The organism is Acutalibacter caecimuris (assembly GCF_034335085.1).
Lineage (GTDB): Bacteria > Bacillota > Clostridia > Oscillospirales > Acutalibacteraceae > Acutalibacter > Acutalibacter caecimuris.
The window spans coordinates 72,442-85,413 of sequence record NZ_JAWXXJ010000010.1 but is presented as its reverse complement, the minus strand read 5'-3'; the positions used below and the strand labels follow the sequence as shown (position 1 = coordinate 85,413).

The window sequence follows — 12,972 nt, the reverse complement described above, 5'->3', positions numbered from 1 at the left end:
AAGGGAAAAACCAAGAAAAGCTTGCCACCTTTCGAGGATTTTTGACGCGGAAAGCGCTGTTTGGGGGCAAAATAGACGGCGTTCCGGCGTTATAAAGCGGGCTTAAGGGCAGTGGAAACGGCACCGCCTGGCGCGGGGGCTTGGCCGGGGGGAATCTTGACAAAATCTTAACTGTTTTCTTAACCGCTCTCTTAACCTTTATGGGTTATACTGTCCGTATCCCAACAGAAAGGACAGATTGCGCATGGAATATGTGTTGCAGACCAGCGCCCTTGGCAAGAGCTACCGCCACTGTAAGGCGCTGGAGAATTTTAACATCGCGGTACCCAAGGGGGCTATTTACGGCATTGTGGGCAAAAACGGGGCGGGCAAGACCACCCTGCTGCGGCTGATTTGCGGCTTGCAGATGCCAAGCTACGGGACCTACTCCCTTTACGGCGTCAACAACGAGAGCCCGGACATCAGCCGGGCACGCCGCCGGATGGGCGCGGTGGTGGAAACGCCCTCGATTGCCCTGGATATGACGGCCGAGGACAACCTAAAACAGCAGTGCCGGATACTGGGGCTGCCGGATTTTTCCTGTGTGGGGGAGCTTTTGGAACTGGTGGGGCTGCCCGGCACAGGGAAGAAGAAGGCCAGGAACTTTTCGCTGGGGATGCGCCAGCGGCTGGGCATTGCCGTGGCCCTGTGCGGCGACCCGGATTTCTTGGTGCTGGATGAGCCGGTTAACGGCCTGGACCCACAGGGGATTGTGGAGATACGGGAACTGATTTTGCAACTGAACCGGGAGCGGGATATTACCGTGCTGATCTCCAGCCATATTTTGGAGGAGATGCACAAGCTGGCGACCCACTATGGGTTTATTGACGGCGGGCGGATGCTGCGGGAGGTCAGCGCCGGGGAACTGGAGGCCACCTGCCGCAAGTGCGTGCGGGCCGATGTTTCTGACACCCAGGCAACGGCCCTGGCTCTGGACGGCATGGGGCTGGAATACCGGATTTTGGACGGCAAGCAGGTGGATATTTACGACGCGGTGAACATCAGCAAGCTGGTTAAGGCCCTTTCGGACAAGGGCTGCGAGGTATACAATGTGCAGAACCATGACGAGAGCCTGGAAAGCTACTTCCTGAGCCTGGTGGGTACCGGGAAAGGGGGTGAGGGCCATGCGTAAGCTGCTTTCGGCCAATTTCTTCGCGCTGTCCCACTCCAAGCGGTTTTGGCTGGGGGGCGCCGTCCTAGTGGTGGCGGCCGCCCTGGATGTGCTGGGCCTGTACAAGATGCAGGCCCATGGCGAGGCGGTATCGCTGGACAATACCATTGTGAGCTGCGCGCCCTGGCAGTTTATCCTGCTGCCCTGCCTGTGCGGCCTGTTCATCAACACCGACTATAACGACGGCACCATCCGCAATAAGCTGGCCGTAGGGCACAGCCGGACGGCGGTGTATATGAGCAACTTTATCACGGTTTACGCCATGGAACTGTTCTATATGGCCCTGGCCCTTTCCACCATCTTCCTGGTGGGGATAGGGCTGCCGGTGGATGAACCCGGACACGTGGCCCAGGGGCTGGGGGTGCTTTTGCTGTCCATTTTGGCGCTGACGGCTATTTCGGTGTTTTTGGCCACGCTGATTGCCAACCGCTCGGCACTGGTGGTGTGCGCGATGGTGGGCCTGGCGTTGATGTTTGGGGGGCAGATAATCAACGGGATACTGGAAAACCCCAAGATGGTCGCGGACTATGGCGGGGTGGTCTTTGTCACCGATGAGGAGGGGGAGCAGAAAATGCAGTACCTGGACCGGGAGGGGAACCCCATTGACGCGGAGGACATCCCCATGGTCCGCAACCCCCATTATGTGGAAGAACCCCAGCGCACCATGCTGCGGCAGTTTAACGAGATGCATCCAGGTGGGCAGCTATGGGAAATTATGTGGAATGGCCACCGGGAGTATAACGAGGACGGCAGCGAGGCGATTGTGGTGCAGACCCCCCGCTGGCTGCTGGCAACCTATGCCCTGGCGGTAACGGCCCTGTTTACGGGGGCGGGGATCCTGCTGTTTAGGCGCAAAGACCTAAAGTAAGGAGCGGCCAATCCTGGACACCGGCAAAAAAAGAACCAGGGACAAGAAAGAGGGAAAACGCTGGATAACCACTGTGCTGCCGGTAGAGTAAACAGTATAGGCCGGTAGTAAAGGGCACAAAAGTTTTTGAAGAGTGCAGGGAAACTTTTTTTAAAAAGTTTCCCTGCCCGCCGGAGGCGGCCTTAAAAAAGGAGGCACAAGGGGTGGAGGTCACATGGCTGGCCCTGACGGGAGGAATAGCCCTGATGGGAGGAATGGCGCTGGTAATAGCCGCGCTGGGGATAAAAATATACCTGATGCGCAAAGCGGCGGGGGAGATTGCCAGGGGTTTTGCGGAAAAGTTGCAGACGGACACCAACACGCTGGTGGATATCTCCAGCCGGGACAGGGCCATGCGGGCGCTGGCCGGGGAGATCAACCGGGAACTGCGCCGCCTGCGGGCCCAGCGGCGGCGGTATCAGCAGGGGGACCTGGAACTGAAGGCGGCTGTTACCAATATCTCCCACGACCTGCGCACGCCCCTGACGGCTATATGCGGCTATCTGGACTTGCTGGGGCAACAGGAGAATACCTCCCAGGCCAGGGAATACCTGGGCATTATGGAGGAGCGGACGGTGCTTTTGCGCCAGTTGACAGAGGAGCTGTTCCGCTACTGCGTGGTGCTTAGCGACCCGGGGGGGCTGGGGGCGGAGGAGATCGCCCTGAACACGGTGCTGGAGGGGAGTTTGGCGGCTTTTTATACCGAACTGACCGGCCGGGGTATACGCCCGCAGGTTACGATGCCGGAGGAGGTGGTGGTGCGCAGGGTGGACAGGGCGGCGCTTTCCAGGGTGTTTTCGAACCTGCTGAGCAACGCGGTGAAGTACAGCAGCGGCGACCTGACGGTGGAACTGGCCACCGACGGTAGGGTTATCTTTACCAACCACTGCCGCGGCCTTTCGGAGGTGGAGGTGGAAAAGCTGTTTGACCGGTTCTATACCGTGGAGGCGGCCAGGAAGTCTACGGGACTGGGGCTGTCCATTGCCAGGGCGCTGGCGGAACGGATGGGCGGCGGGCTGACCGCCGAATTCTCGGACGGGCAGCTTAGGGTGACGGCTTTTTTCCCTGGGTAGGGGGAGTTGCCGGGGACCCTTCGCCCCTTTTAAGAACCCCCGCCAGCGCTATGGCCGCGCCGGCGGGGGTGGGGTTCATCATGAAGTGAAAAAGGCAGACCCCATGGTTGTGTGGGGGCTGCCTTTTTTGTTTGGGTTTACCTTTTATAGGGGGAGAACCTTTGCCTATAGGGGGCGTAAAACCCTTTGGGCGGGACAGGGGCTTAGGAGAAAGCCTCGGCGTAGGCCATCATGACCTGGGCGACCTGGGCGCGGGTGGCGTAGCCTTTGGGGCTGAGCATATTGTTGCCCATGCCGGAGATGAGGTTGTTCTCGGTGGCCCAGACCATGGCGTTGCGGGCATAGCCGCTGACGTTCCAACTGTCAAAGAAGGGCAGGCGGTTGGAGGAGGGGGCTGGCTGGCCGGCGTAGTTCCACAGCATGAACACCATCTGTTCACGGGTGATGAGGTCTTTGGGGCCGTAGTTGCCGTTGGTGTAGCCGCTGACAATGCCGGATTTGGCCGCCCAGGTGACCGCCTTATAGTACCAGGCTTTGGGGGATACATCTTTAAAGGGGCGGTCTACGGAGCCGACACCTACCAGGTCAGGGCAGCCCTCCCGCTGCCAGAGGACGGTGGCGAAGGTGCTGCGGTCGGCATAGGCATTGGGGGTGTAGGTGCCGTTGCCATTGCCGTTCATGATGACCTCATCCAGGCAATAGTGCACGGCGTCATGGTACCAGGCGGTGGTGCTCAGATCCCGGAACTTGGCCAGGGGGCAGTCATACCCGTGGCTACAGGTGAGGTAGGAGGCGGGGGGGATGGGCCGGAACACCGCGTGGATGGTGTGGTCCTCGACCAGGTCGCGGAAGGTGTAGCTTTCCATAGAATAGCAACTGACGCCGTCCACGATCAGGTCTTCCAGCTCATAGCCGTAGTGGGGGCGGGCCACAAAGGTCACGTCTGAGCCCCGGTCCAGGGTGACGTCATTGCTGGCGCCGCTGGTAGTGGTGAGGGAGCCGCCGGTGGAGCAAGTGGCGTAGATGTGCACCGGGGCCTCTTTCCAGATGGCATAGAGGGTGGTGTTGCGGTTGATGGACACCCGGACACCCGCAGGCTGCTGCTCGCCCCGCAGGGTACCGATGGCCCAGCGGTGGAAGGAGAGGCCGTCCGGGGCGGTGAACTCGCACTCGGGCAGGACAAAGTCTTCGCCCACAATGGCGGTGGCGTCGTCCATATCGCCAAAGCCGGAACCGGGCTCAAAGCTGATCTTAAAGCCCCAGCGGGCGTAGAGGGTGTGGTGGTCTGGGGTGGTAAGGAGGGTATCACGGGTGACCTGGGTGCCGCCGGAAGCCTCGGTGTACCAGCCAAGGAAGGTGTGTCCGGCCCAGAAAGCGTTGGTGGGCAGGGTGCCGTAGGCCTCGCCAAAGGTGATGGGCTTGGGGTCCCGGCTGCCGGAGCCGCCGTTATAGTTGAAGGTGACGGTGTACTTATTGGCCACCCAGCGGGCGTACAGGCGGGTGGGTACATACTCGCCTACCGCGGTGCCGGAACTGACCTGGGTGCCGTCGGTTTCGGCCGTGTACCAGCCAAGGAAGGTGTAGCCGGGCCGGGTGATGGTGCCGTTGACATCGGTGGGCAGGGTGGGGTACTGGCCACCGGCGCTGGCGACGATGCTGTTGGGTACATTTTTGCCGAAGGTGCCGCCGTTGGGCTCCAGGGAAACGGTGCCGCTGGCCACCCAGTGGGCGTAGAGGGTGACGGGGTTTGTCACCTTGTTGGAGCCGGTAACCAGAGATGAGTTGTCATCCTGATCGGCCGTAAAGTACCAGCCCAGGAAGGTGTACCCGGCCCGTGTAGGCTCCGGGCTGGGGAGGACGGAGTTGAGGGCAGTGTTATGGGCGGCCTTTACCGGCTTGGGGTCGGCGGGGGCATTGGGGTAATTCAGCTTGAAGGTGACGGTGTACTTTTCGGGCTCCCAAACGGCGTAGAGGGTGTGGTCGGCTTTTACCTCGGTGGTAAGGGGCACGGGGTCGGCGCCGGCGGCGGGGCTGGCTGTGGTGTACCAGCCTTTGAAAACATAGCCGGGTTGGGTGGGGGTGGGCAGCTTGGGGGTGCAGTCCCCGTAGGTTTTATAGGTGGTGACTGTGCTGCCCGTGCTTGTATCGACGGTTTCGATGGGGCAGAGGACATGGGCGGGGCGGTTGCTGTCACTGTCATTGCCGGGGGTGGTGATGCTGCCGTAGTCCAGGGTGACTACGTAGTTTTCCCGCGTCCACTGGGCGTAGAGGGTGTGGTTGGAAACGGATGAAACCTTTGTGTTGGCATCAACGGTATCTTTGCCGTCGCTTTGCTTGTTAGAAGTCCACTGGTCAAACTGATAGCCCAAGGGCGAAACGGCCCTTTGAGGGGCGGTAAGGCCGGTGTAGGTGCCGTCGTATTGGACAGACAGGGTGGGGTTGGGGTCGGGCGCAGGCGTGTCCGGCAGGGTGGGCAGGATGTATTTGTCTGGGTAGTTGTAGTCCAGGGTGACGGTTAGGGTGAGAGGGGTCCAGTGGGCGTATAGGGTGGCGGCCGCAGTGATTTTGACGGTATCGGAAGTGGTGATCTTATCGCCGTCGGTTGCCTCTGTATACCAGCCGTCAAAGGTATAGCCGTCACGGGAAACGGTGGGGAGGTCGGCGTACTTGCCGTCGTAGGTAACGCTAATTGCAGCAGGGGCAGAAGGAGCAGACGAATAGTTGAGGTTAAAAGAAACTGTATATGTGTTTGCTGTCCAGTGGGCGGTCAGGGTTTGCTTATCATATGAGGATAGTGGTGAACTATCAGCAACCTGTGCGGAAGATACATTAAACCAACCTGCGAAGGTATAGCCTTCACGTGTTGGGTCAAGGTTGAGGCTGGCAATGGTTTCTGTAGGTGCCACAGTTTTTTTGAGCGGGGCCGTGGTTGTGGCAGGCGTTCCGCCGGTAGAGATGCTACCGCCTTTCGGGTCAAATGTAACGGTAACATCAGGGGCGGCCGCCCAGGCGGGCACGCAGGTGCCCAGTACTAGAATAACACCCAGCAGGAGGCTGAGTAGACGTTTGCGCATCATAAATTCTGCCCTCCGTTTGATTGATAATATATACCACAATTATAGCGGGATTGGATGGGAAAGTCAACCAGAAAAGGGCGGTGGAAAAAATTTCCATCGCCCTTTGGGTGGCTATTCGGCCTGGGAGAGCAGCTCGTCGATATACTGCCGGGCGGCCCGGGCGGAACGGCTACTGCGGCCCAGGGCAAAGCGTTCGGCCCCAGCGCACAGGGCCTCGTCCTCCAGGGGGAGGGAGCAACCGGCGGCCAGTTGCCGCACGATGCTGAGATAGGTGGCTTTGTCCGGCCGCTGGAAGGTGACCCGCAGGCCGAAACGCTCGGAAAGAGAGATGATCTCCTGCATGGCGTCCTGCCGGTGCACCTCGTCGCCCTCCCGGTCGGAGAATTTCTCCTTGACCAGGTGGCGGCGGTTGCTGGTGGCGTAAATGGCCACGTTCCGGCTTTTGGCGGACACCGAGCCCTCCAGCATGGCTTTGAGGGCGCTGAAATCGTCGTCATCCTGCTGGAAACTCAGGTCGTCGATAAAGAGGATGAACTTGAGGGGGTTCTCGTTAAGCTGGCCCAGCACGGCGGGCAGCAGGTGCAACTGCTCTTTGCGTACCTCCAGAATGCGCAGGCCCTGCTGCCAGAGCTCGTTGGCCACGGCCTTTACCGTGGAGGATTTGCCGGTGCCGGCGTCGCCGGTAAGGAGCATATTGGCGGCGGGCTTGCCCTTAAGCAGGGCCAGGGTGTTGCCCATGATGGCCGCTTTTTCCCGCTGGTAGCCGGCCAGGGAGGAGAGCCGCACCGGGTCCGGGGACTGGACCGGCCGGATGTGCCCGGCGCTATCCAGGCAGAACATGGGGTGGCCGGCGTAGATGCCGTAGCCGAACTTGGCCACCTCTTTGGCGCGCTCGCCGTACTCGTTGGTCAGGTTGACCTTTTTCCCCTCGAACCGGGCCAGGGGCAGGGTGCAGTTGGCCTCGGCCAGCAGCCGGGCGGCGTCCAGGGCAGCGGCGTCGCTGAGGGTTTCCAGGTCCAGCACGGTGCCGTCCAGCAGCAGCTTGTCCGGCAGGCGGCCCGCGCCCATTTCCCGGATGTAGACATTGTCGCTTTCAAACACCCGGTCCCGGATGTAGCAGGTGAGGTTTACGTACCCGGCCTGGTACAGCCGGGCGACCAACTCGCCGTAGGCGGGCACAAAGCGCTCCGGGCCCCCCGAAAGCCGCTCCAGGCAGCGGATGAGGGAGGCGATGACGGGGTCCTCCAGCAGGCCCCGGAACACGGTCATAGACCGCAGCCGCAGGGCCAGCTTGGAAAGCTTTTTGGCCATCAGTTCAGCACCGCGCCTTTGGCCCCGCTGGAAACCAGGGCCGCGTAGCGTTTTAAGTAGCCGGAAAGCGCCTTCTGCCTGGGGGTGAAGGCGGCCATACGGCGGTCAAATTCTTCGGGGCTGATTTGCAGTTCGATCCGGTTGGCGGGGATGTCGATACGGATGGGGTCGCCCTCCTGCACAATACCGATGGGCCCGCCGCTGGCGGCCTCGGGGGAGATATGCCCTACGCAGGCCCCCCGGGTGGCCCCGGAGAACCGGCCGTCGGTAATCAGCGCCACGGAATTGCCCAGCCCCATGCCCATAATGGCGGAGGTGGGGTTGAGCATCTCCCGCATACCGGGGCCGCCCTTGGGGCCCTCGTAGCGGATGACCACCACGTCGCCGGGGCGGATCTGCCCGGCGTTGATGGCTGCCTGGGCGTCCTCCTCGCACTCGAAGATACGGGCGGGGCCCTCGTGCACCAGCATTTCCGGGGCCACGGCGGAGCGCTTGACCACCGAGCCTTCGGGGGCCAGGTTGCCCTTGAGCACGGCGATACCGCCGGTTTCGCTGTAGGGGTTCTCAATGGGCCGGATGACCGAGGGGTCCCGGTTGGGGGTGTGGGCGATGTTCTCGCCCACGGTTTTGCCGGTTACGGTCATACAGCCGGTGTGCAGGAGGCCCTTTTTGTTTAACTCGTGCATAATGGCGTACACGCCGCCGGCCTCGTCCAGGTCCTCTACATAGGTGCGCCCGGCGGGGGCCAGGTGGCACAGGTTGGGGGTTTTTTCGCTGATGGCGTTGGCGATGTCCAGGTCGATATCAATGCCGCACTCGTGGGCGATGGCCGGCAGGTGCAGCATGGAGTTGGTGGAGCAGCCCAGGGCCATATCTACCGTGAGGGCGTTTTGGAAAGCCTCTTCGGTCAGAATGTCCAGGGGGCGGATGTCTTTTTTGAGCATATCCATCACGGTCATGCCGGCGTGCTTGGCCAGCTCGATACGGGCGGCGTACACTGCGGGGATGGTGCCGTTGCCCCGCAGGCCCATGCCCAGCACCTCGGTAAGGCAGTTCATGGAGTTGGCGGTGTACATACCGGAGCAGGAGCCGCAGCCGGGGCAGGTTTTGCACTCGTACTCCCGGAGTTTTTCCTCGGTGATCTTCCCGGCGTTAAAGGCCCCTACGGCCTCGGAGATGGAAGAAAAGCTGGTCTTTTCCCCGTCTACATGGCCGGCCAGCATGGGCCCGCCGCTGACGAACACCGTGGGCAGGTTTAGCCGGGCGGCGGCCATGAGCAGGCCGGGCACGTTTTTGTCGCAGTTGGGCACCATCACCAGGGCGTCAAAGCCGTGGGCCAGGGCCATGGCCTCGGTGGAATCGGCGATCAAGTCCCGTGTGACCAGGGAGTATTTCATCCCCACATGGCCCATGGCAATGCCGTCGCACACGGCAATGGCGGGGAACACAATGGGCGTGCCCCCGGCCATGGCTACCCCCAGCTTGACCGCGTCCACCACCTTGTCCAGGTTTATGTGGCCGGGGACGATCTCGTTATAGGAACTGACAATGCCCACCAGCGGCCGGGCGATCTCCTCCTCGGTGAGGCCCAGGGCGTGGTACAGCGCCCGGTGGGGGGCGTTCTGGGGAGTCAGCTTGATGTTGTCGCTTACCATGTTGATTTCTCCTTATAAAAAGTACAGGGCAGGGCAGAGGCCCTACCCTGATTTGGTCAGTTTAGTCAGTTTGGTCAGTTTGCTTAGTCATGACCGGTTTCCAGTTTTCGGACTTCGATACCCTTGATGCCCAGGGAATCAAACAGCCCGGACAGGCCCTGTAGGGCGTCCTCCTCCAGGGTGGCGCCGATGAGCATGGTGGCGGCGCCCTCCACAAGCCCCTCTCCGCCGCAGAAGGAAACCATGACCGGGCAGGCATGGGGGTAGTGGAGCACCACGTAGCAGCCCTGCTCCAGGGTTTCCCCGGCCCAGGCTTTGGAGGCGGTAAGGATACTGGCTGCGGCAAGGGTTTCGGCCCCGGCCTGGGCGTTGAGGATGCTGGGTACCGCGTTGAGCATCCGGCGTTGCAGGAATGCCTGTAGCCCGCCAGAGAACTGGTCCAGATCTACTTCGGCCGCAGCCATCAGCCGTGGCAGCGCGTCCGGGGGCAGGCTGACCAGATAGGCGCCCGCAGGCTCGGACAGGCCGGCACGCATCAGCGGGGTGATCACCTCGTGCAGGTTGTCAGCGTCGCTCATCAGCGTAAAGTACGCCGGCGATTGGAGCATTTCCTCCAGCAGCCCGGCCAGTTCCAGGCTGTGCCCATAGAGGGATGTACCGTCAACCGGTACGGATTCTATTTTGGTAACGGTGCTGCTTTTAGGCAAACACCCGTACAGGCCCAGCGCAAGGAGCAGGGCCAAAGCCAAAGCGGCAAACCTTTTCACGGTATAGCCCCCGTTCTCAGTTGTTGATCAGCTTGTCCTCGTCGCTCCAACTGTACAGCTTGCGGATGTCCTCGCCCACCACCTCGGAGGGGTGTTCGCCGGCCAGCTTGCGCATGGCGTTGAAGTGCACCTGGGCGCCGGCATCGGACATATCCAGCAGGAAGTCTTTGGCAAAGGTGCCGTCCTGGATATTCTTCAGGATCTGTTTCATGGATTTTTTGGTTTCTTCGGTGATGATCTTGGGGCCGGTGATGTAGTCGCCGTACTCGGCGGTGTTGCTGATGGAGTAGCGCATACCGGCAAAGCCGCTTTGATAGATCAGGTCTACGATGAGTTTCATTTCATGGATGCACTCGAAGTAGGCGTTGCGGGGGTCATAGCCGGCCTCTACCAGGGTTTCGTAGCCGGCCTGCATCAGGGCGCACACGCCGCCGCACAGCACGGCCTGCTCGCCGAACAGGTCGGTTTCGGTTTCGGTGCGGAAGGTGGTTTCCAGCACGCCGGCCCGGGCGCCGCCAATGCCCAGGGCGTAGGCAAGGCCCAGGTCCCAGGCGTCGCCGGTGGCGTCCTGCTCTACGGCAATGAGGCAGGGCACGCCTTTACCGGCCTGGTACTCGCTGCGCACGGTGTGGCCGGGGCCCTTGGGGGCAACCATGATGACGTTGACATTTTTTGGGGGCTTGATGCACCCGAAATGGATGTTGAAACCGTGGGCGAAGGCCAGGGTCTTGCCCTCGGTGAGGTTGGGTTCGATGCTCTCTTTATAAAGCTTGGCCTGTTTCTCATCGTTAATGAGGATCATGATGATATCGGCGGCTTTGGCGGCCTGGGCGGAGGTCATCACCGTAAGGCCCTGGCTTTCGGCTTTCTGCCAGCTTTTGCTGCCCTCGTACAGGCCGACGATCACGTTGACGCCGCTGTCCTTCAGGTTCAGGGCGTGGGCATGGCCCTGGGAGCCGTAGCCGATGATGGCCACGGTTTTGCCGCTGAGCCGTTGGAGGTCGCAGTCCTGCTGATAGAAAATTCTTGCCATGATAAAAACCTCTTTTCAATAATATAAGTAATTAAGATATGGGATACCTTTCGGTATTGGGCGGATCAAAAAACTTTAGGTAGTAGAAGTCGTCCCCTTCCATGTACCGGGTCTGTACAAAGCCGTGGCGGCGGTAGAATTGCCCGGCGCGCAGGTTATCCCGGTGTACGCCCAGGGCAATGGACCGGGGGCCGAAGTCCCGGAAACAGCGGGCTATGGCCATCTCCAGTACCTGCCCGCCAAGGCCCCGGCCCCGGTAGCGGCGGTCCAGCACAAAGCCCATCAGCCGGTAAAAGGGCCGGGCGGCCATTTCCGGCGGGTCGGAGGCCCAGGGGATGGCCTCGCCCAGCAAGATCAGGCCGATACAGCGGCCTGTGTACATCACCAGAAAGGTGTGGCCCACACAGCCGTGGGCCTGCCCCCAGCGGGTCAGTTCCCATATGGCGTCTGCGGAGTCCACAAAGGCCCCGCTCACATCGCCCCGGTCTATGGCCTGGGCCAGGGGCAGGTTTTCCTCCGTCAGGGGCACAAGGGCAAGGCCGTCCATTAGGCCTGGGGGTACCGGAGCACCACCGTGCCCGGCTCCATGTCTTGGGTGATCTCCACCCGGTCCCCTTCGGCCTGGCGCCAACTGCCGCACAGGGAGAGGAAATCTTCCACAGGCCCCAGCACGTCAAAGCCGAAGTCCGGGGAGCGGTAATGCATGGGGACTACGACCAGGGGGCCGATGGCCTTTACGATCTCCATGGCCTGCTGGGGGCCTACGGTGTAGTGGCCGCCTACGGGGAGGAGCAGGGCCTCTACGCCCCGGAGCTGCTCCAGGACCTCCGGAGCGGGCATGGAGCCGATATCGCCCATATGGGCAACCCGCACGCCGCTATCCTCCAGGACGTGGATCTGGTTGGGGCCCCGCTGGGCACCCTGGCAGTCGTCGTGGAAGGAGGGGTAAGCCCGGTAGGGGATAGGGGCGCCGCCGGTGAGGCGGACACCCTCCCGGTAGTTGTGGTCAAAGTGCTCGTGGCTGCAGAGCACCAGTTGGGCCTCTTCGTGGATATCCCGCAGCCCGGGGACGCTGCCGGGGGCGAAGGGGTCAAGGATGACGGTATGGGGGCCGCAAACGGCCCGGAAACAGGAATGGCCCAGCCAGGTCAAGGTAATCATTCGGAACCTACCTTTCAAGCAAATAGGGAAAATCAACGGTGATAGGGGCAATATACACGATACAGGGCCTGTACCACAGGCGGTATCCGGCCGGGATGTAGCGGGCCTAGGGCTTGTTTGAAAATAGAGGAAATGACGGATTTTGACCAGAAACGGTCAGATTCAAGGAGAAAACCGCAAGTAATACTTGCGTATTACGAGGATTTTCGACGCAGAAGATGGTTGTTTCTGGGTAAAAATACGGCGTTTTCGATTTTTCAAACAAGCCCTAGTAGATCTCCGTGCGTTTTTCCATGGGGATGCTGCCACGCTCCAGGGAGATTACCCCGGTGCGGCAGATCTCCAGCACGGTGTAGTCCTGCATGACCTCGATAAAGGCGTCGATGCTGCGGGCACTGCCCACCATTTGCAGCACAACGGAATCCCGTGTGTAGTCGACGATCTTGGCCCCGAAGGCCTCGGCGGCGGCGTGGATGTCACTGCGCAACTCGGAGCGGTTCTCTACCTTTAGCAACAACAGCTCGCTGGTAATGCACTCTTCTTCCTTGATCTCCATAATGGAGATGACCACGGGCAGCTTGTACAACTGGTCGATCAGTTGGCTTTTCTCCCGGCCGCCCCCGTCGGAAACAATGGTGATGCGGGATTTGGCCGTGGACTCGGTTTCGCTGACGCTAAGGCTTTTGATGCTGAACCGGCGGCGGCGGAACATACTGGTTACCCGGTTCAGCACGCCGAACTCGTTTTTTACCAGTACGGCTATGGTAAAGTTCTGCAT

The 12,972-nt window shown here is 61.0% G+C and carries 11 protein-coding genes; 3 read left to right on the top strand and 8 right to left on the bottom strand.

Translation table 11 applies throughout. The annotated features are described in order from the left end of the window. Positions 1-244: 244 nt before the first annotated feature. The 3 genes from U8U01_RS07635 (at position 245) to U8U01_RS07625 (ending at position 3,190) form a co-directional block, all read left to right on the top strand. Positions 245-1,171 (top strand): ATP-binding cassette domain-containing protein, encoded by a 927-nt coding sequence (locus tag U8U01_RS07635; protein ID WP_322173069.1) that lies wholly within the window; start codon positions 245-247, stop codon positions 1,169-1,171. Beyond that, positions 1,164-2,078: an ABC transporter permease gene (locus tag U8U01_RS07630; protein WP_322173067.1), complete on the top strand. Its 915-nt coding sequence runs from the start codon at positions 1,164-1,166 to the stop codon at positions 2,076-2,078. Before U8U01_RS07635 ends, U8U01_RS07630 begins: the two co-directional genes overlap by 8 nt. A gap of 203 nt (positions 2,079-2,281) precedes the next feature. Next, positions 2,282-3,190, top strand: coding sequence for a sensor histidine kinase (locus U8U01_RS07625; RefSeq protein WP_322173065.1), 909 nt, complete (start codon positions 2,282-2,284; stop codon positions 3,188-3,190). 203 nt (positions 3,191-3,393) lie between these two features. Here U8U01_RS07625 and U8U01_RS07620 read toward each other — a convergent pair whose 3' ends face one another. From U8U01_RS07620 to ilvN, 8 genes are all read right to left on the bottom strand, one after another. Then, on the bottom strand, positions 3,394-6,267 hold the full coding sequence (locus tag U8U01_RS07620; protein WP_322173064.1) for an InlB B-repeat-containing protein: 2,874 nt from the start codon (positions 6,265-6,267) through the stop codon (positions 3,394-3,396). 111 nt (positions 6,268-6,378) lie between these two features. Then, positions 6,379-7,578: an ATP-binding protein gene (locus U8U01_RS07615; RefSeq protein WP_322173062.1), complete on the bottom strand. Its 1,200-nt coding sequence runs from the start codon at positions 7,576-7,578 to the stop codon at positions 6,379-6,381. Next, entirely contained in the window at positions 7,578-9,233 is a 1,656-nt protein-coding gene (gene ilvD / locus U8U01_RS07610) for a dihydroxy-acid dehydratase (RefSeq protein ID WP_322173060.1), read from the bottom strand. The genes U8U01_RS07615 and ilvD overlap by 1 nt, the downstream gene beginning before the upstream one ends. Before the next feature lie 83 nt (positions 9,234-9,316). Beyond that, positions 9,317-10,000 (bottom strand): hypothetical protein, encoded by a 684-nt coding sequence (locus tag U8U01_RS07605; RefSeq protein ID WP_322173058.1) that lies wholly within the window; start codon positions 9,998-10,000, stop codon positions 9,317-9,319. A gap of 16 nt (positions 10,001-10,016) precedes the next feature. Further along, positions 10,017-11,036, bottom strand: coding sequence for a ketol-acid reductoisomerase (gene ilvC / locus U8U01_RS07600; RefSeq protein ID WP_322173123.1), 1,020 nt, complete (start codon positions 11,034-11,036; stop codon positions 10,017-10,019). 28 nt (positions 11,037-11,064) lie between these two features. Beyond that, on the bottom strand, positions 11,065-11,580 hold the full coding sequence (locus U8U01_RS07595) for a GNAT family N-acetyltransferase (RefSeq protein WP_322173056.1): 516 nt from the start codon (positions 11,578-11,580) through the stop codon (positions 11,065-11,067). After that, the gene (locus tag U8U01_RS07590) at positions 11,580-12,194 is read right to left on the bottom strand and encodes an MBL fold metallo-hydrolase (protein ID WP_322173055.1); all 615 of its coding nucleotides are present in this window, start codon (positions 12,192-12,194) and stop codon (positions 11,580-11,582) included. Before U8U01_RS07590 ends, U8U01_RS07595 begins: the two co-directional genes overlap by 1 nt. A gap of 268 nt (positions 12,195-12,462) precedes the next feature. After that, positions 12,463-12,972: an acetolactate synthase small subunit gene (gene ilvN, locus U8U01_RS07585; RefSeq protein WP_322173053.1), complete on the bottom strand. Its 510-nt coding sequence runs from the start codon at positions 12,970-12,972 to the stop codon at positions 12,463-12,465.

Coding starts and splice junctions, on each gene's coding strand:
- U8U01_RS07595 (WP_322173056.1), bottom strand. CDS start 11,580: ATGGACGGCCTTGCCCTTGTGCCCCTGACGGAGGAAAACCTGCCCCTG.
- U8U01_RS07615 (WP_322173062.1), bottom strand. CDS start 7,578: ATGGCCAAAAAGCTTTCCAAGCTGGCCCTGCGGCTGCGGTCTATGACC.
- ilvD (WP_322173060.1), bottom strand. CDS start 9,233: ATGGTAAGCGACAACATCAAGCTGACTCCCCAGAACGCCCCCCACCGG.
- U8U01_RS07590 (WP_322173055.1), bottom strand. CDS start 12,194: ATGATTACCTTGACCTGGCTGGGCCATTCCTGTTTCCGGGCCGTTTGC.
- U8U01_RS07635 (WP_322173069.1), top strand. CDS start 245: ATGGAATATGTGTTGCAGACCAGCGCCCTTGGCAAGAGCTACCGCCAC.
- ilvN (WP_322173053.1), bottom strand. CDS start 12,972: ATGCAGAACTTTACCATAGCCGTACTGGTAAAAAACGAGTTCGGCGTG.
- U8U01_RS07630 (WP_322173067.1), top strand. CDS start 1,164: ATGCGTAAGCTGCTTTCGGCCAATTTCTTCGCGCTGTCCCACTCCAAG.
- U8U01_RS07620 (WP_322173064.1), bottom strand. CDS start 6,267: ATGATGCGCAAACGTCTACTCAGCCTCCTGCTGGGTGTTATTCTAGTA.